Origin of the sequence: Arthrobacter mobilis (assembly GCF_012395835.1) — a bacterium.
GTDB classification, from domain to species: domain Bacteria; phylum Actinomycetota; class Actinomycetes; order Actinomycetales; family Micrococcaceae; genus Crystallibacter; species Crystallibacter mobilis.
This window is the reverse complement of record NZ_JAAZSQ010000003.1, coordinates 26,941-44,123: the sequence shown is the minus strand read 5'-3', so window position 1 is coordinate 44,123 and position 17,183 is coordinate 26,941. Positions and strand designations below refer to the sequence as shown.

Here is a 17,183-nt window from a genome sequence, read left to right as displayed (position 1 = left end):
ACTTCTCACCTAGTCTGAAAAAAGCATTGCTTCACAGTTGGCCACAGTGGCTATGGGGAACAGAAATGGGGACGCGTTCATGCCGCACAAGAAGGTTCTGGCAGTAGTTCTGGCCGGTGGTGAAGGCAAACGCCTGATGCCCCTGACCGCGGACAGGGCCAAGCCCGCGGTGCCTTTCGCCGGCAGCTACCGGCTGATCGATTTCGCACTGTCGAACCTGGTCAACTCGCACTACCTGAAGATCGTGGTGCTGACGCAGTACAAATCGCACAGCCTGGACCGGCACATTTCCGAAACCTGGCGGCTGTCCTCCCAGCTGGGCAATTACGTGGCCACGGTACCGGCGCAGCAGCGCCGCGGCAAGAGCTGGTTCCTGGGCAGCGCGAACGCCATCTACCAGTCGCAGAACCTGATCCACGACGAAAAACCGGACATCGTCGTCGTCATCGGTGCGGACCATGTCTACCGCATGGACTTCCAGCAGATGGTGGACGCCCACGTGCAAAGCGGTGCCGCGGCCAGCGTGGCCGCGGTACGCCAGCCGCTGTACCTGGCCAACCAGTTCGGTGTCATCGAAACCGACCCGGCGGATCCCCGGAAGATCTCGGCCTTCGTGGAAAAGCCGGCCAGCACGCCCGGACTTCCCGATGATCCGCAGAGCTTCCTGGCGTCCATGGGCAACTACGTGTTCAGCCGGGACGCCCTGCTCGAGGCGCTGGAGGCGGACGCCGAGCGGCTGGATACCAACCACGACATGGGCGGGGACATCATCCCCTACTTCGTCGGGCGCGGTGAGGCGGCCGTCTACGACTTCACCACCAACGACATGCCCGGGGCCAATGAGGCGGACCGGCAGTACTGGCGCGACGTCGGCACGCTGGATTCCTACTATGACGCGCACATGGACCTGATCCGCCCGCTGCCGGCCTTCAACCTGTACAACCAGGAGTGGCCCATCTACACCCGGCACAACGTTTTCGCGCCGGTCAAGCTGGTCCGCGGCGCCGGCGGCCGGGACGGGGCGGCGCACGACTCGATCCTGGCCTCCGGCACGGTGGTCTCGGGCGGCGACGTGCGCTACTCGGTGCTGGCGAACAATGTGTACGTGTCCGAGGGGGCGCACGTGGACGGCTGCGTGCTGATGGACAACGTGCGCGTCGGCGAGGGGGCCGTGCTCCGCCGGGCCATCCTGGACAAGAACGTCCACGTGCCGGCGGGGGCGACCATCGGGGTGGACCCGGAGCAGGACCGCGCCCGGGGCTTTACCGTGACCGACTCCGGCCTGACCGTGCTGACCAAGGGCCAGGAGGTGCTGGCCGCGGACACCGTCGCCGGCGCCTAGGAGCCGGCGGCCCGGCCGGCCCCGGTAGACTCGGAGGGCACCTGCCCGGCGGGAACCAGGTTCCCGCACCCCTGCCCTCCGGAGTTTGAACCATCCCATGACCGCTGTCGACACCAGCCCTGCCGGAACCGCAGAACTGACGCCGGAGGAGATCTCCATCTGCCTGAAGGTGCTCGGACGGATCCATACGCTGGCGGACAGCCACCCCGATTTCGTGGCTGTCCGCCAAGCCACCGGCAAGATGTTCAAGGAGGCCCGGCGGCACCGTCGCCGCGAGAAGCGGGACGCCATTGCCGCCGCGGACCGCGCGGTCATGGCCCGCACCGCCACGGCGGCCAACGACCGGATCGACGACGAGACCGCGGGCATCGAGCTGGTTTCCCCGGCCCCGGGCGCCGTGGCCGGCCATTTGGTCCGCCCGCGCAACTGCTACATCTGCAAGCAGCCCTATACCCAGGTGGACGCTTTCTACCATCAGCTCTGCCCCGGCTGTGCGGCCTTCAGCCACGGCAAGCGGAACGCCTCTGCGGACCTGTCGGGCCGGCGAGCCCTGCTGACCGGCGGCCGGGCCAAGATCGGCATGTACATTGCGCTGCGGCTGCTGCGCGACGGCGCGCACACCACCATCACCACGCGCTTTCCGAAGGACGCAGCCCGGCGCTTCATGGCCGTCCCCGACAGTGCGGACTGGATCCACCGGCTCACGATTGCCGGCATCGACCTGCGTGATCCTGCCCAGGTCCTGGCCTTGGCGGATTCGGTCGCAGCCGCCGGGCCGCTGGACATCCTGGTCAACAACGCCGCCCAGACAGTCCGCCGCTCCGCGGACGCCTACCGCCCGCTGGTGCAGGCCGAGCAGGCAGCGCTGCCCGGCGGCCGGACGGCCCCGGAGCTGGTCGGTTTCGGCCCTGCCCACCACCCCCACCCGCCGGCCCTGGCTGCTGCGGCCGCGGGGCGGGGACTGGCCGCGGAGGAACTGACCGCCCTGGCACTGGCTGCCGGATCCGCCGCCCCGGAGCGGATCGCCGCCGGCACCGCGGTGGACGCCGGCGGGCTGGTGCCGGACATCACCGACCTCAACAGCTGGACCCGGACGGTCGAGCAGGTGGACCCGGTCGAGATGCTCGAGGTCCAGCTGTGCAATGTCACCGCACCGTTCCTGCTGGTTAGCCGGCTGCGCGCGGCACTGGCGTCCTCGACAGCCCGGCGCAAGTACGTGGTCAACGTCTCGGCCATGGAGGGCCAGTTCGGCCGCCGCTACAAGGGGCCCGGCCATGCACACACCAACATGGCCAAGGCCGCGCTCAACATGCTCACCCGGACCAGCGCCGGGGAGATGTTCACGAAGGACAGGATCCTCATGACTGCCGTGGACACCGGCTGGATCACCGACGAACGTCCGCACCACACCAAGGTCCGGCTGGCCGAGGAGGGTTTCCGGGCGCCGCTGGACCTTGTCGATGGTGCCGCGCGCGTCTACGACCCGATCGTGCAGGGCGAAGCCGGGGTGGATCTGTACGGCTGCTTCCTGAAGGACTACAAGCCCTCAGCCTGGTAGTGGGCCGCACAACCTGTTGAGCTTGTCAGGCGATGCGGGTCACTTCCACCGACACCTGCAGCTGCGAGCCGCCGCCGCCGGAAAGGATGCCCTTCAGCGGCGGTACGTCCCGGTAGTCGCGCCCGCGCGCCACGGAGACGTGGAAGTCGCCGACCGGTCCGGCATTCGTCGGGTCCCAGCCCTGCCACTGCCCGTCCCACCACTCCAGCCAGGCGTGCGACTGCCCGGCCACGGTCTCACCCACCGACGCCTCGGGGCGGGGATGCAGGTAGCCGGAAACATAGCGGGCCGGAATGCCCAGGCTGCGCAGCGCGCCGATCCCGAGATGGGCCAGGTCCTGGCAGACACCCTGGCGGTGGTTCCAGACCTCCTCGGCGTTCGACTGCACCCCGGTGACGCCCTTGACGTACTGCATTTCGCCCTTCATCCAGTCCATCACCGTGTGCGCCGCCGCATGCGGGCCGCGCCCGTCCACCAGGCCGGCCACCAGCTTGCGCACCTCGGCGCCCGGCTCGCTCAGCGGCGTCTGCGGCAACCAGTCGGAGAATTCGTCCAGCACGGCATCCGTACCGAGTCCGTCCCAGCCGACGTTTTCCTCCTCGGGCAGCACGCGCCCGCTGCGGTGCACCTCGACGGTGCTCACCGCCGCGACCTCAAGGAAATCATGCGGGATCTGCAGGTCGAACGCCGTCACCCGGGTGCCCCAGTAATCCCGGTAGCTGCTCAGCACCGCGCCGGCGGGACTGACCTTCACGCTCGATTCCAGCACCACCTGCTGGGCATCGGTCACCGGCGTCATCCGCGCCTCGTTGTAGGACACCGAGACCGGGCGGTCGTAGGTATAGCAGGTACGGTGCTCGATCCGCAGGCGCGTCATGAAACCTCTCCAACCCAGGCCAGATCCACCGTCTGGGCAAAGTATTTGCGGGTAATGGCATCGGAAGCCTGGGCACAGGCCTTCTGCACCCGGTCCATGTGTTCGGGCAGTTCCGCCATCAGGTTGGCGGTCTGGTGGAACTCCAGGAACGTCCTGGCCTGGCCGACGATCCGGCGGGCGTCGTCGATGAAGCCGACGCGCTGGTAGGACGGGTCCAGCTGTTCCAGCGCCCGTTCGGCATCGCCGAGCGCGTACACGACCGAGCGCGGGAAGAGCCGGTCCAGCAGCAGGAACTCGGCGGCGTGTTCCTCGCCGGAGGCGGCGCGCCGGGTGCGCAGGAAGGACTCGTACGCGCCGGCGCAGCGCAGCATGTTCACCCAGGACAGGCCGGAGGAGAGCAGGTCCGGGGCCTGCAGCATGCGCGCGGTCATGTCCGCCCGTTCCAGGCTGCGGCCCAGGATCATGAACTGCCAGCCCTCGTCGTGGCTCATCGTGGTGTCGGCCAGGCCGTTGACCATCGCCGTGCGTTCCAGCACCCAGTGGCAGAACCGGTAGGTGCCCACCACGTCCTTGCGGTGCTGGCTCAGGCCGTACCAGGTGGTGTTCAGGCATTCCCACAGTGCCGAGGAGACGGTTTCCCGGGCACGCCGTGCGTTTTCGCGGGCGGCGCCCAGCGCGCCGGCTATCGACGACGGGCTGGTCCGGTCGTAGGCCAGCCTGTTCAGCAGCTCGCTTAGCCCGAAGTCGGCCGTCTCCGGGCGGGAGCCCATGATGCCCAGCAGTTGGCCGGCCACCTGGTGCTGCTCGGAGGCCGGCAGCTGGTTCAGCCGTTCCAGGTTGACGTCCAAAATCCTGGCCGTGCCGTCCGCGCGCTCGACATAGCGGCCGATCCAGAACAGGGATTCGGCAATCCGGCTCAGCATCCGGGTACAGCTCCTTCGCTTGGTTCCACGGGTCCGCTCATTGCTCCTGCGCCCCTTCCTGCCAGCCGGACTCGACCGGCCAGACGCTCGTGCGCTCGTGCACCGCAGGCACTGCTGCCGGCGCAGCGGGAGCGTCCGGGGCTGCCGTGACATCGCTGCCGGCCAGCACCCAGGTGTCCTTGGAGCCGCCGCCCTGGCTTGAGTTGACGATCAGTGACCCTTCCTTCAGCGCCACCCGGGTCAGCCCGCCCGGCAGCACCCAGATGTCGTCGCCGTCGTTGATGGCGAACGGACGCAGGTCCACATGCCGCGGGCCGAACCGCCCGCCGGCCATGGTCGGGACGGTGGACAGCTGCAGCACCGGCTGGGCGATCCAGCCGCGCGGATCGGCCAGCACCTTGGCCCGCAGCCCCTCGAGTTCCTCCTTGGAGGCGCTCGGGCCGATCACCAGCCCCTTGCCGCCGGAGCCGTCCACGGGCTTGACCACGAGCTCGTCCAGCCGGTCCATGACCTCCTCGCGTGCCGCCGGTTCCTCCAGCCTGAAGGTGTCCACGTTCGGAATGACCGGCTCCTCGCCCAGGTAGTAGCGGATCAGGTCCGGCACATACGTATACACCAGTTTGTCGTCCGCCACGCCATTGCCTACCGCGTTGGCGATGGTCACGTTGCCGGCCCGGGCGGCGTTGACGATGCCGGGGCAGCCCAGCACGGAGTCCGAGCGGAACTGGAGCGGATCCAGGAAATCGTCGTCGATCCGCTTGTAGATCACATCCACCCGCTGCTCGCCGGCGGTGGTGCGCATGTAGACGCGGTTGCCGCGGCAGATCAGGTCCCGCCCCTCCACCAGCTCCACGCCCATCAGCCCCGCCAGCAGGGTGTGCTCGAAATAGGCGCTGTTGAACACCCCCGGGGTGAGAACGACGACGGTCGGGTCCTCGACGCTCGGCGGCGCCGTCTTGCGCAGCGCCGAGAGCAGCCGGCGCGGATACTCCTCCACCGGCCGCACGCTCAGCTGGGCGAAGGCCTCGGGCAGCCCCTTGGCCATGGCCCGCCGGTTCTCCAGCACGTAGCTCACGCCGCTGGGCACGCGCACATTGTCCTCGAGCACCCGGAAGGTGCCGGCATCGTCGCGCACCAGGTCGATGCCGGAAATCAGCACCCGCACCCCGCCGGCCGGATCGAAGCCGGAGACCTCGCGGTGGAAATGCGCGCTCGAGGTCACCAGCCGCCGCGGAATCACCCCGTCGGAAACCACCTGCATCTTCCCGTAGACATCCTGCAGGAATGCTTCCAGCGCGTGCACCCGCTGGGCCACCCCGTGCTCCAGGACGGTCCAGTCCGCGGCGGAAATCACCCGCGGGACGATGTCGAGCGGGAACGGACGCTCCTCCCCGGCAAAGTCGAAGGTGACCCCGCGGTCCAGGAAGGTGCGTGCCATCGAGTCGGCGCGGGCGGTGACGTCGGCGAGCGTCTGGGCACCCAGCGCCGCGGCCACGTGCGAATACTCCGGCCGCGGGATCTGCCCGGGGCCGAACATTTCGTCGTAGGCGGCGCTGCGTCCGGCCGCAGCAGCATAGTCCTGGAAAAGGTCAGACATGGCTAAAGGTTTTCACGTCTTCACTCCTTTGTCATAGCGGCGCTGCCGACGGCGTGTTCCCCTAGGATGGGCAGGTGCCCAATCCCCCCGCCCGCACCCTGCTGCCCGGTCTGCGGCCGTCGCTGCTGCCGGCCCTGCTGCCTGGTCTGGCGGCCGCCGCGGCAGCGGTGCTGCTGGCCTTCGGCGCGCACGCCGTGTGGCCTGCGGTGCCGGCGATGAGCTTCGCCGTCGGCCTGGGCATCCTCGCCGCGAACCTGCCGGGTCTGTCCGCGGCGGTGACCGGCGGCCTGGCCCCGGGGTTGAGGTTTTCCGCCAAGACACTGATGCGCGCCGGCATCGTGCTGCTCGGGGCCCGGCTGTCGCTGGGCGAACTGGCCGGGCTCGGCTGGCAGGCCCTGGTCCTGACCGTCCTGCTGGTGCTGGCCGCCTTCGCCGGCACCTACCTGCTCGCCCGGCTGTTCCGGCTGCCCGGTGAACAGCCGCTGCTGCTGGCCGCCGGCTTCGCCATCTGCGGCGCCTCGGCTGTCGCCGCCGTCGCGGCGGCCCGCGGCAGCCGCTACCGCGATGCGGCCGCCCCGGTGGCGCTGGTGACCCTGTGCGGCACGCTCGCCATCGCGGTGCTGCCGGCGCTGATGCAGCCGGCCGGCCTGACCGCGCAGACCTTCGGCTTCTGGGTCGGGGCGTCCGTGCACGACGTTGGCCAGGTGGTCGCCGCGGCGCAGACCGCCGGCCCGGCGGCGCTGGCCGTCGCCGTCGTCGTCAAGCTGGTCCGCGTGGCGATGCTGGCCCCGGTGGTGGCCGCGGTGACGCTGCACGGCCGGCGGGCCCGCCGCTGCACGGCCGGCAATGCCGCCGGCGGCCACGCCGGGCCCAGGCCGCCCGTAGTGCCGCTGTTCCTGGCCGGGTTCCTGGCCATGGTGCTGCTGCGCAGTACCGGCTGGCTGCCGCTGCCGGTGCTCTTCGTGCTCGGGATACTGCAGGACCTGCTGCTGGCCGCGGCGCTGTTCGCGCTCGGCGCCTCCGTGCGGCTGCGCGAGCTGGCGCATTCGTCGCTGCCGGCGCTGGCCGCGGCGCTGCTGGCCTGGTTGCTGGTCGCTGCCCTGGGCCTGGCCGCCGCCGGGCTCGCAGGGGTCTGAACCGGGCTGGGGCCGTCGCTGAGGCGGTGGTTAAATGGACCGGGTGAAGAACGAAAACCTCGGCCGGGCCGAGGCCGCCGAACGCTCCCGCAGCATCCGGGTGGAGCAGTACGACGTCGCCCTGGACCTGCGCAACGCCCGGGATCCCGAAGCCGGCAGCTTCCTGTCCCGGAGCATCATCACCTTCACCTGCAGCGAGCCCGGGTCCTCGACGTTCGTGGACTTCATCCACGAGAGCATCCACTCCGTCACGCTGAACGGGAACCGGCTGGATCCGGCAGCGGTCGTGGACGGGGCCCGGATCCACCTGCCGGGCCTGGAAGCGGAGAACGAGGCCACCATCATCGGTACCGCGCTGTACAGCCGCAGCGGCGAGGGCCTGCACCGCTTCGTGGACCCGGCCGACGGCGAAACGTATCTCTACACCCAGTACGAGCCGGCCGACGCCCGCCGGGTCTTTGCCAATTTCGAGCAGCCGGACCTCAAGGCGAGCTTCACCTTCAACGTTGCGGCGCCGTCGCACTGGCGCGTCCTGTCCAATGGGCCGGAAGCCGTGCGGGAACCGATGACCAGCTCGCCGGACTGTTCGATCTGGCGCTTCGCACCCACCCAGCGGATTTCCACGTACATCACTGCGGTGCTCGCCGGTCCCTACCACGCCGAAGAGGACCAGTGGGAGCGCCGGCTGCCGGACGGGTCCGTGCTGCAGGTCCCGCTCGGGGCCTACTGCCGAGCCTCGCTGGCGGAGGCCTTCGACGCCGGCCGCATCTTCGAGATCACCAAACAGGGGCTGGACTTCTTCCACGAACTCTTCGACTACCCCTACCCGTTCGGCAAGTACGACCAGGCCTTCGTTCCCGAATACAACCTCGGCGCGATGGAGAACCCCGGGCTGGTCACCTTCACCGAGGACTATGTCTTCCGGTCCCGGGCCTCCCGGGCCCAGTACCAGGCCCGGGCCAACACGATCCTGCACGAGCTGGCGCATATGTGGTTCGGCAACCTGGTGACCATGGCCTGGTGGGACGATCTGTGGCTCAAGGAATCCTTCGCCGACTACATGGGCGCGCTGGCCTCGGCCGAGGCCACCGAGTTCACCGGTGCCTGGGTCGCTTTCGCCAACCGCCGCAAGGCATGGGCGTACGTGCAGGACCAGCTGCCCACCACCCACCCGGTCGTCGCGGACATTCCGGACCTGGAAGCGGCCAAGCAGAACTTCGACGGCATCACCTACGCCAAGGGCGCCGCGGTGCTCAAGCAGCTGGTCGCGTATGTGGGCTTCGAAGCGTTCCGGGACGCGGTCCGGCGCTATTTCCGGGACAACGCCTACGGCACCGCCTCGCTCACGGACTTCCTGGCCGTGCTCGGCGCCGCCTCGGGCCGCCAGATGCAGGATTGGGCCCGGCTCTGGCTGCAGACGGCCGGCGTCTCCACGCTCACCGCCGAAACCGCTCAGGATGGCGGACGGCTGGCCGGGGTACGCATCCGGCAGGACTCCCCGGGTCCTGCCGGCGGTGTGCTGCGGCCGCACCGGCTGCAGCTGGGGTTCTATGATTTCGACGGCGGCACCCTGGCCCGCACCGCCGTCCGCGAGCTGGACGTCACCGGGGCGGACAGCGGCGTTCCCGACGTGGCCGGCCTGGACGTTCCGGCACTGCTGCTGCCCAACGACGGGGACCACAGCTATGCCAAGGTACGCCTGGATGAGCGTTCGCTGGACACCGTGCTCTCCGCCCTGGACCGGATCGCTGATCCGCTGGCCCGTGCGCTGTGCTGGTACCTGCTGTGGGACATGACCCGGGACGCTGCGCTGCCTCCCGCCGACTATGTGGCTGCGGTGGAACGCTTCGCATCCGCGGAGTCGGATCCGGGCGTGCTGCAGGTGCTGCTGGAGAACGCCCGGTACGCGGTGGAACATTACTGTCCCGCCGGCTCGCGGCCGGCGCTGCGCGAACGGCTGCTGGCCTCGGCGCGCCGGGAGCTGGAACGCGCAGCACCCGGCAGCGACGCCCAGCTGCTCCAGGCCCGGGCCCTCGCGGCCCTGGCCCGCCGCACCGGCAGCTGCGCGGACTTCCTCGCCGGGCTGCTGGACGGCTCCGCGACGGTGCCGGGCCTGACCCTGGACCCGGACCTGCGCTGGCGGTGCTGGCAGGCGCTGGCCGCCACCGGCCACGCCGGCCAGGCAGCCCTGGATGCCGAGCTGTCCAGGGACCGGACCGCCTCCGGACGGGCCTGGCATCTGACGGCCATGGCCGCGCGGCCGGACCCGGGAGTCAAGGCGCAGGCGTGGCGGGATGCGGTCGAAGGAACGGCCCTGTCCAACGAGCTGCTCGATGCGACCATCGACGGCTTCAACCAGGGCAGCCACGACCTGCTCGACCCTTGGACCGAACCCTACTTCGACAGCCTGGAGCAGGTCTGGGCCGGCCGGAGCATCGAATTGGCCGGCCGGATCGCCCGCGGACTCTACCCGCTGGCCCAGGACCTGGCGGACGGCCAGGATCCCGCCGGGCACCCCGTCGTCGTACGTACCGACGAATGGCTCCGGGCGCACGCCCAGGCGCCGGCAGCCCTGCGCCGGATCGTGATCGAGCAGCGGGACCATCTGGTCCGCGCGCTTACCGCGCAGGCCGCCGCCCGCCGGTGAGCGGGCGGCGGCCGGTGACTACGGCGCCTCCGGCAGGCAGGCGGCGGGCCCGCCCTCGCGGCCGGTGCTGAAGGCCTCCACCCGTTCGGCGGCATTGCCGTGGTCGCCGGCCTTGGTCCATGGCGTCTGGTCGGCCAGCGCCGTCAGCGCAGCCTCGAGTTCCTGCTGGTCGCCGTCCTCGAAGACCAGCGTTCCGTCGGCGGCCGCCCCGAACAGCGACGCGCCGGCAAAACAGTCGGCCTGGAGTTCGGCTGCCTGCGACCGCAGTTCCTCGGCCAGCCGGTACTGCACCGCGTGCCCCCACTCGTGTGCGACCACCAGGTACGGCCATGCGTCCCCGTTCAGGTAGCCGGTTTCCATCAGGCCGATGTCCCAGGCAACATAGTCGCCTTCCGGGCAGTAGTAGGCATTGCCCGGACCCAGTGGCTGGCCGCCGCAGACCGGGGCGGTGGCCGGATTCGTCCCGTCATAGAGTCCGACGACGGTCGGAGACGTGTACGTCCCGGTGAAGAATTCGTTCCAATGCGTGGCCCAGTAGGCATCGGTGGCGGTCTGGGCGGTCTTGATGTCCTGCTCCAGGTTTTCGACCGGGGCCGGCTCGGGAACGGTTACGGCTGCGGCACCGCCGGCGCCGGCAAGGCTGAAAGTTGCCGCCAGCGCCAGCGAGGCCAGCGGGCGTCCGGCGGACGGCACGAGTGGATTCTTGGGGGACACGGTCAACCTCCCTGGTGTTGCTAAGGTCCACCAGTATAACGGCTTCCGTTACTGTTCCGTTATTTGTGTCACAGCAGCCGGCGAAGGCAGTCAGGGCACCCGGTGCTGCCACTGTCCGGTGGCGAACTTCGTGGCCACCAGCTCCCGGGCCGCGGCCAGTTCCTCCTCGCTGAAGCCGGCCTCAACGGCGGCATAGCGGTCCATGAAGGTCTGCATCATGACCTCGATGATCTCCTCGCGGCTCCGCCCGGTCTGCCGGCGCAGCGGATCCACCCGCTTGTTCGCGCTCGCGATGCCCTTGTCGGAGATCTTTTCCCGGCCGATCCGCAGCACTTCGAGCATCTTGTCCGCGTCGATGTCGTAGGACATGGTCACATGGTGGAGCATGCCACCGTTGGCCAGGCGCTTCTGCGCCGCGCCGCCGATCTTTCCCTCGGGGGTGGCAATGTCGTTCAGCGGCTTGTAGAAGGCCTGAATGCCCAGCTTGTCCAGCGCAGCCATGACCCAGGCGTCCAGGAAGGGGTAGGAGGCCTCGAAGCTCAGTCCGTCCACGAGCGTCTGCGGCAGGTACAGCGAGTAGGTGATGGCATTGCCCTGCTCCATGAACATCGCTCCCCCGCCGCTGATCCGGCGCACCACGGTGATTCCATGGCGGCGCACCCCGTCCGGATCCACTTCGTTCTTCAGCGACTGGAAACTGCCAATGACCACCGACGGCGCCTCCCACTCCCAGAAGCGCAGCGTCGGTGCTCGCCGTCCGGCACCGACCTCATGCGCGAGGACTTCGTCCATGGCCACGTGCATGTGCGTGGGCAGCGGAGTGGGCGGAATGATCTGCCAGTTGTGGTCCAGCCACCCGGAGGCCTTGGCCAGGGCCCGGCGTACCGCAACGGCCACGGCGTCCGCGGAGAAGCCGAAGAGGACCGCGTCCGGCGGCAGCGCCGCCGTGATCGCCGCGGAGAACTCCGCGTGGCTGCTCTCCGCCGGCATTCCTCCGAGGGCGTCGTTGATGTGCTGCAGCGCCTCGTCCGGTTCGAGGAAGAAGTCGCCGCTGATCGACACCTGCACCAGCCGTCCGCCGGCGACTTCCAGGTCCGCCACCACGAGCTTGCCGCCGTGGACCTTGTACTCACCGTGGTGATGCGCGGACATTCGTGCTCCTTACTGGCGTGGCTGCAGGACGGATGCAGGCCGGGCGGGCCGGTCCTGCTCCCGGCGCCGGCCGTGCCGGCCGGGTGCGCCCGCCCAAGCCCCGGTGCGCAAGTCACAGCATTTTCTCAGGTTACCCGGAGGTTGCACCCAGCACCGATGGATAATGTCTAAGACACCTCATAAAGGTGCGAGTGAAGAACAGCCGGCTGGCTACCGGCGATGGCCGGCAACTTCGGGAGAACTCCCCCCAACTTATCCCGAAGTTGCCGGCCTTTTCTTGTGCCCGGACGCCGGCACACCGGCCAAAGGGTTAAATGCCGATGCCCGCACCGGGCGGTGCGGGCATCCTTCCAAGCGGCCGGGCCGCCTGGTTACTTCTTGCCGAAGTTCTTGAAGCGGGCGTTGAAGCGCTCCACACGGCCGGCGCTGTCCATGATGCGCTGCTTGCCCGTGTAGAACGGGTGCGACTCGGAGGAGATTTCGACCTCGATCAGCGGGTAGGTGTTGCCGTCTTCCCACTCGACAGTCTTGTCGGAGGAAACGGTGGACCGGGTCAGGAAGGAAACACCGGAGGCCAGGTCGCGGAAAACAACCGGGCTGTATCCCGGGTGGATGTCAGACTTCATAGTTGCACCTTTGGTTCTCGCCCCTGGATTTTGCCAGCGGCATGCAGGATGTTGAACAGCACTAACGCAGTTCCGGCCGTCGGCCGGCCAGCACTCCACCTTACCGCATCGCGGGGTCCGCCAGGAAATTCGGCAGGGCCCCTGCACGGCCCGCTCAGGAGCGCCGGCAGGCCCAGAAAGCCACGGCGCTGGCGGCGGCCACATTCAGCGAATCGACGCCTTCCCGCATTGGGATCATCACCTTCAGGTCCACAAGGGCCAGGGTCTGCGGCAGCATGCCTGCGCCTTCGGTGCCCAGCACCAGGGCGAGCCGGTCGAAGCTGCGCCGTTCCAGCTCATCCAGGCCGATGGCATCCTCGGTCAGCTCCAGCGCCGCCGTCGTAAAACCGGCGTCGTGCAGGGCGGCCAGGTCCCCCGGCCAGTCGGCCAGCCGTGCCCACGGGATCTGGAACACCGTGCCCATGCTCACCCGGATGCTGCGCCGGTAAAGCGGATCCGCGCAGCGCGGACTGATGAGCACCGCATCCAGGCCCATGGCCGCCGCGGACCGGAATATGGCCCCCACATTGGTGTGGTCCACGATGTCCTCCAGGACAGCCACCCGCCGTGCCCCCTCGAGCACCTGGGCCACGGACAGCGGTTCGGGCCGGTGCATGGCGGCCAGCGCACCCCGGTGCAGGTGGAAGCCGGTGACGGCTTCGAGCACCTCCGGAGCGCCGACGAACACCGGCACCTCGGGGAACTGTTCGAGCACGTCGGCCAGGTCCGGCAGCCACTTCTCGGCCAGGAAAAAGGAACGCGGCCGGTGGCCTGCCCGGATGGCACGCCGGAGCACCTTGGAGCTTTCGGCAATGTACATGCCCTCGGCGGGCTCCCGCCGGCGGCGCAGCGCGGTGTCCGTCAGCTGCGTGTAGTCGGCCACCCGCGGATCCGCCGGGTCGGTCAGGTACTGCAGGTTCACCGGCCGGCCGCCTGGACCAGCTGGGCCACCATCGTCCACAACGCCACCAGGCCCAGGGCGACGATGATGCCGCGCAGCACCACCGGTTTCAGCCGGCGCCCGACGGCGGAACCGAACAGCGCCCCGGCCAGGGAGCTGACGGCGATGGCCAGCACCACCCACCAGTCGATCCGGGCAAAGGCGAACAGCATGTAGGACACCGCGGCAATCAGGTTCACGCCCAGCACCAGCACGTTCTTGACGGCATTGGCCTGCTGCATGCTGCCGTGCAGGAAGACGCCAAGGATGCCCAGCAGCAGCACCCCCTGGGCTGCCACGAAGTAGCCGCCATAGACACCGGCGGCAAAGACCAGCACCAGCAGCAGCCAGGGGCGGGTCTTCCGCCGCGCCTGCGCTGCCTGGCGTTCGCGCACCCAGGCCTGCAGCCGCGGCTGGAAGATGACAAAGCACAGCGCCACCACAATCAGGAACGGGGCAGCGACGCCGAAGACGCTGTCCGGCAGGTTCAGCAGCAGGGCGGCTCCGGTGATGCCGCCCAGCAGGGACGCCGGCAGCAGCGTGGCCAGGGTGCGCCGCAGTCCCGCCAGCTCCCGGCGGTAGCCGTAGACGCCGCCGGCCCCGCCCGCAATCAGGCCCATGGCGTTGGAGATGGTGGCCGTCACCGGCAGGTAGCCCAGCGCCACCAGGATGGGAAAGGTGACCAGCGTGCCGGATCCGACAACGCTGTTGATGGTCCCGGCCCAGAGCCCGCCGAGCGCGATGAGGGCAGCATGGAGCGGCTCCATCCGGCCGGGGCGCCTAGGCGCGGCGGGCGACGGCGGTGTAGCGGCCGCCCTCGGACCTGACTTCCAGCGGCAGGCCGAAGGTTTCGCTCAGATGCTCCTCGGTCAGCACATCGGCAATCGGACCCTGGGCCACCACGGCGCCCTCGCGCAGCAGCATGGCGTGGGTGAACCCCGGGGGCACTTCCTCCAGATGGTGGGTGACCAGCACCAGCGCCGGCGCTTCCTCGTCCGCCGCCAGCTGGCTCAGGCTGTGCACCAGTTCCTCCCGGCCGGCCAGGTCCAGTCCGGCACCGGGCTCGTCAAGCAGCAGCAGTTCGGGATCGGACATCAGTGCCCGGGCGATCTGCACGCGCTTGCGCTCCCCCTCGCTGAGCGAGGCGAAGGTGCGGTTCATGAAGGTGGACATGCCCCAGGCATCCAGCAGCCGGAAGGCCCGCCGCTCGTCCATCCGCTCGTACTGCTCGCGCCAGCGGCCGGTGACCCCGTACGAGGCCGTGACCACCACGTTGAGCACCGTCTCGTGCTCGGGAATCTGGCTGGCCAGCGCGGCCGAGGCCAGCCCGATGCGCGGGCGCAGTTCGAAGACATCCACCCGGCCCATGACTTCGTCGAGGATGCCGGCCACCCCACGGGTGGGATGCAGCCGCGCGCCGGCAATCTGCAGCAAGGTGGTCTTGCCGGCACCGTTGGGGCCGAGGACAACCCAGCGCTCCCCGTCCCTGACCTGCCAGTCCACGTCATCGAGCAGGACTTTTCGCCCGCGGACCACGCTGACCCCGGCAAATTCAAGAACATCACTCATATCAGTAGACAGTAGGCTAAAACGCGTAGCGTTCGCCAAACGCTAAACTGGATGCCGGATGACTGACCGGCAGTCCCGCCCCCATTGTGCAAAGGATCCATACATGCTTTCCCAGTTCCGCGTCGTGTCCTATGGATATGTCCTCCCCGACGACTATCTGGCCCAGGTGCAGCAGGCCGTTGCCGGCGCCGGCGGCAAGACGGAGACGTGGGAACGCTCGGCCAACGACCGGTTCGAAGTGGCGGTCCTGCAGGTGGCATACGACGGCCTCCCCGGCGACGGGCTGGGAGTCCTCCGGGCCGCGGTGGCCGGGCCGGGAGCAGGCTACGGCGATGAGGTAGGCACCGCCGTCGTCCCCGCGGCGCTGGCCGGCCCGCAACGGAAGCTGCTGATCATGGACGTGGACTCGACGCTGATCAAGCAGGAAGTCATCGAGCTGCTGGCCGAACATGCCGGCAATCGCGAGGAGGTGGCGGCCGTCACCGAGGCGGCGATGCGTGGCGAGCTGGACTTTGCCCAGAGTCTGCATGCGCGCGTAGCCACACTGGCCCAGCTGCCCTCGGAGGTGATCGAGAAGGTCCGCGGCGACGTGGAGCTGAGCGACGGAGCGGCCGAACTGGTGGAGGCATTCCTGGACAGGGGACATGCAGTGGCGGTGGTCTCCGGCGGCTTCAGCCAGGTCCTGGATCCGCTGGCCCAAGGGCTGAAGCTGAGCTACTGGCGCGCGAACCTGCTCGGCGTCGAGGACGGTAGGCTTACCGGCAAGGTGGTCGGGACCGTGGTGGACCGCGCCGTCAAGGAGGCCTCGCTGCGCGAATGGGCGGCGGCCGAAGGCATCGACCTGGCCCAGACCATCGCGATCGGCGACGGGGCGAACGACCTGGACATACTCGCGGCGGCGGGCCTCGGCGTCGCCTTCAATGCCAAGCCGGCCGTCCGGATGGCAGCCGATGCCGCCATCACCATCCCGTACCTGGACGTCGCCCGCTACTTCGCAGGAGTCTGACGGCCACGGGCCCCGTCCGGAGCGAAGCGAGGGACGGGAGGCCGGCAGACGCTGAGTTCACCGCCTGCCCCGCGCTCCGCGCACGGGGACCCCGGGCGGCTCTCTTGCCGCGGGCCCCGCCCGAGCGAAGGGGGCGGGGCCCGCGGGCCCTTACGGCCGGGACTGCTTCAGGAAGCTCTCCGCACCGCCGGCGTACTCGGTGTGGCCGGAGGGCACGTCGGCGGTCACCATCCGGGCCACCTCGGCCGCGAATTCCTCCACTGAGTACAGCTTGCCCGCCTCTGCCCGGCGCGCCTCGATGGCGCCGGGACGGGCGCGGTCCAGCAGCGTGGCCGTCACGGTGCCCTCGATCATGTCCCCGGAGACCACCACCAGGGAAATGCCCTTGGCCTCCAGCTGCGGCAGCTTCGCGCGCAGGGCGTCCTCGCCGGCACGCTTGCTCAGCGCCACCGGCTCGTATTCGGGCATGGTGGGCACGGAATGGATGAAGTGCGCCTGGTGGCTGGTGACGAACACCACCCGCGAACCTGCCGGCATGGCCTCCACTGCGGCCTCGAGCATGTTCAGCTGCGCGTCCCGGTTCAGGCGCATGGCGTAGTCCTCGCCCAGCCCGGTTTCCATTCCGCCGGAGGCGTTGAGCACCAGGATGTCCAGTCCGCCGAAGTTCTCCCGGGCCGCATCGACCAGTGCCTTCGCCCCTTCCGGCGACGTCAGGTCGGCACCCACGGCGACTGCCCGGCCACCGGCCTCCTCGATCCCGGCCACCACCTTGTTGGCCCGGGGGGCCTTCTGGCGGTAGTTGACGACGACGGCGGCGCCGTCGGCGGCCAGCAGTTTGGCTACCTCGGCCCCGATCCCGCGGGATGATCCCGTGACAATTGCTGTCTTGCCTTCCAATGCGCCCATGGCTGCTCCTTCGAGTTGGAAAAGGTGAAGGCACCCCCTTGTAGGGAATGCTTAACGAAAACGGCTCCGGGAACCATCTTGCCAGTCCCCGGAGCAGTTTCGTTTGTAGGCTGCCCACAAAGGGCAGCTGCTGAACGGAGTGGGGCGCGAG

Annotated in this window: 15 protein-coding genes; 5 read left to right on the top strand and 10 right to left on the bottom strand. The window is 69.3% G+C overall.

What is annotated here, in order from left to right; genetic code table 11:
- Nucleotides 1–79 precede the first annotated feature (79 nt).
- A complete protein-coding gene (gene glgC / locus HGG74_RS04980) occupies nucleotides 80–1,342 on the top strand; it encodes a glucose-1-phosphate adenylyltransferase (RefSeq protein WP_168485424.1) in 1,263 nt (420 codons plus the stop codon).
- A 97-nt stretch (nucleotides 1,343–1,439) separates the two neighbouring features.
- Nucleotides 1,440–2,900 carry an SDR family oxidoreductase gene (locus tag HGG74_RS04975; protein WP_168485253.1) on the top strand — a complete coding sequence of 487 codons (1,461 nt, stop codon included), beginning with the start codon at nucleotides 1,440–1,442 and terminating at the stop codon, nucleotides 2,898–2,900.
- Nucleotides 2,901–2,925: 25 nt separating this feature from the next.
- Here the strand turns inward: HGG74_RS04975 and HGG74_RS04970 are convergent, their stop codons facing one another.
- Genes HGG74_RS04970 through HGG74_RS04960 form a run of 3 tightly spaced genes read right to left on the bottom strand, consistent with a single transcriptional unit; the run spans nucleotide 2,926 to nucleotide 6,297 of the window.
- A complete protein-coding gene (locus tag HGG74_RS04970; protein ID WP_168485252.1) occupies nucleotides 2,926–3,777 on the bottom strand; it encodes a transglutaminase family protein in 852 nt (283 codons plus the stop codon).
- The gene (locus HGG74_RS04965; RefSeq protein WP_168485251.1) at nucleotides 3,774–4,700 is read right to left on the bottom strand and encodes an alpha-E domain-containing protein; all 927 of its coding nucleotides are present in this window, start codon (nucleotides 4,698–4,700) and stop codon (nucleotides 3,774–3,776) included. The genes HGG74_RS04970 and HGG74_RS04965 overlap by 4 nt, the downstream gene beginning before the upstream one ends.
- 37 nt (nucleotides 4,701–4,737) lie before the next feature.
- Complete coding sequence (locus HGG74_RS04960; RefSeq protein WP_168485250.1) at nucleotides 4,738–6,297, bottom strand: circularly permuted type 2 ATP-grasp protein; 1,560 nt, start codon at nucleotides 6,295–6,297, stop codon at nucleotides 4,738–4,740.
- 101 nt (nucleotides 6,298–6,398) lie between these two features.
- Here HGG74_RS04960 and HGG74_RS04955 point away from each other — a divergent pair, with 101 nt between their 5' ends.
- Nucleotides 6,399–7,433: a YeiH family protein gene (locus tag HGG74_RS04955; protein WP_246262672.1), complete on the top strand. Its 1,035-nt coding sequence runs from the start codon at nucleotides 6,399–6,401 to the stop codon at nucleotides 7,431–7,433.
- Between the two features lie 43 nt (nucleotides 7,434–7,476).
- Nucleotides 7,477–10,080 (top strand): aminopeptidase N, encoded by a 2,604-nt coding sequence (gene pepN, locus HGG74_RS04950; RefSeq protein WP_168485249.1) that lies wholly within the window; start codon nucleotides 7,477–7,479, stop codon nucleotides 10,078–10,080.
- An 18-nt stretch (nucleotides 10,081–10,098) separates the two neighbouring features.
- Here the strand turns inward: pepN and HGG74_RS04945 are convergent, their stop codons facing one another.
- The 6 genes from HGG74_RS04945 to HGG74_RS04920 all read right to left on the bottom strand — a co-directional run bounded on the left by HGG74_RS04945 (nucleotide 10,099) and on the right by HGG74_RS04920 (nucleotide 15,120).
- On the bottom strand, nucleotides 10,099–10,794 hold the full coding sequence (locus HGG74_RS04945; RefSeq protein ID WP_205761403.1) for a neutral zinc metallopeptidase: 696 nt from the start codon (nucleotides 10,792–10,794) through the stop codon (nucleotides 10,099–10,101).
- Nucleotides 10,795–10,884: 90 nt separating this feature from the next.
- On the bottom strand, nucleotides 10,885–11,946 hold the full coding sequence (gene lplAB, locus HGG74_RS04940; RefSeq protein WP_168485248.1) for a lipoate-protein ligase LplAB: 1,062 nt from the start codon (nucleotides 11,944–11,946) through the stop codon (nucleotides 10,885–10,887).
- Between the two features lie 371 nt (nucleotides 11,947–12,317).
- On the bottom strand, nucleotides 12,318–12,572 hold the full coding sequence (locus tag HGG74_RS04935) for a type B 50S ribosomal protein L31 (protein WP_168485247.1): 255 nt from the start codon (nucleotides 12,570–12,572) through the stop codon (nucleotides 12,318–12,320).
- A gap of 154 nt (nucleotides 12,573–12,726) precedes the next feature.
- Nucleotides 12,727–13,533, bottom strand: a complete 807-nt coding sequence (locus HGG74_RS04930; RefSeq protein WP_168485246.1) for a TrmH family RNA methyltransferase — start codon at nucleotides 13,531–13,533, stop codon at nucleotides 12,727–12,729.
- Nucleotides 13,530–14,318: a sulfite exporter TauE/SafE family protein gene (locus HGG74_RS04925; RefSeq protein ID WP_168485245.1), complete on the bottom strand. Its 789-nt coding sequence runs from the start codon at nucleotides 14,316–14,318 to the stop codon at nucleotides 13,530–13,532. Before HGG74_RS04925 ends, HGG74_RS04930 begins: the two co-directional genes overlap by 4 nt.
- A 13-nt stretch (nucleotides 14,319–14,331) precedes the next feature.
- Nucleotides 14,332–15,120: an ABC transporter ATP-binding protein gene (locus HGG74_RS04920; RefSeq protein ID WP_168485244.1), complete on the bottom strand. Its 789-nt coding sequence runs from the start codon at nucleotides 15,118–15,120 to the stop codon at nucleotides 14,332–14,334.
- Between the two features lie 103 nt (nucleotides 15,121–15,223).
- Between HGG74_RS04920 and serB the strand changes: the two genes are divergently transcribed.
- Nucleotides 15,224–16,126 carry a phosphoserine phosphatase SerB gene (serB, locus tag HGG74_RS04915; RefSeq protein ID WP_168485243.1) on the top strand — a complete coding sequence of 301 codons (903 nt, stop codon included), beginning with the start codon at nucleotides 15,224–15,226 and terminating at the stop codon, nucleotides 16,124–16,126.
- Nucleotides 16,127–16,276: 150 nt separating this feature from the next.
- Here the strand turns inward: serB and HGG74_RS04910 are convergent, their stop codons facing one another.
- Complete coding sequence (locus HGG74_RS04910; protein WP_168485242.1) at nucleotides 16,277–17,032, bottom strand: SDR family oxidoreductase; 756 nt, start codon at nucleotides 17,030–17,032, stop codon at nucleotides 16,277–16,279.
- Between the last annotated feature and the right edge of the window lie 151 nt (nucleotides 17,033–17,183).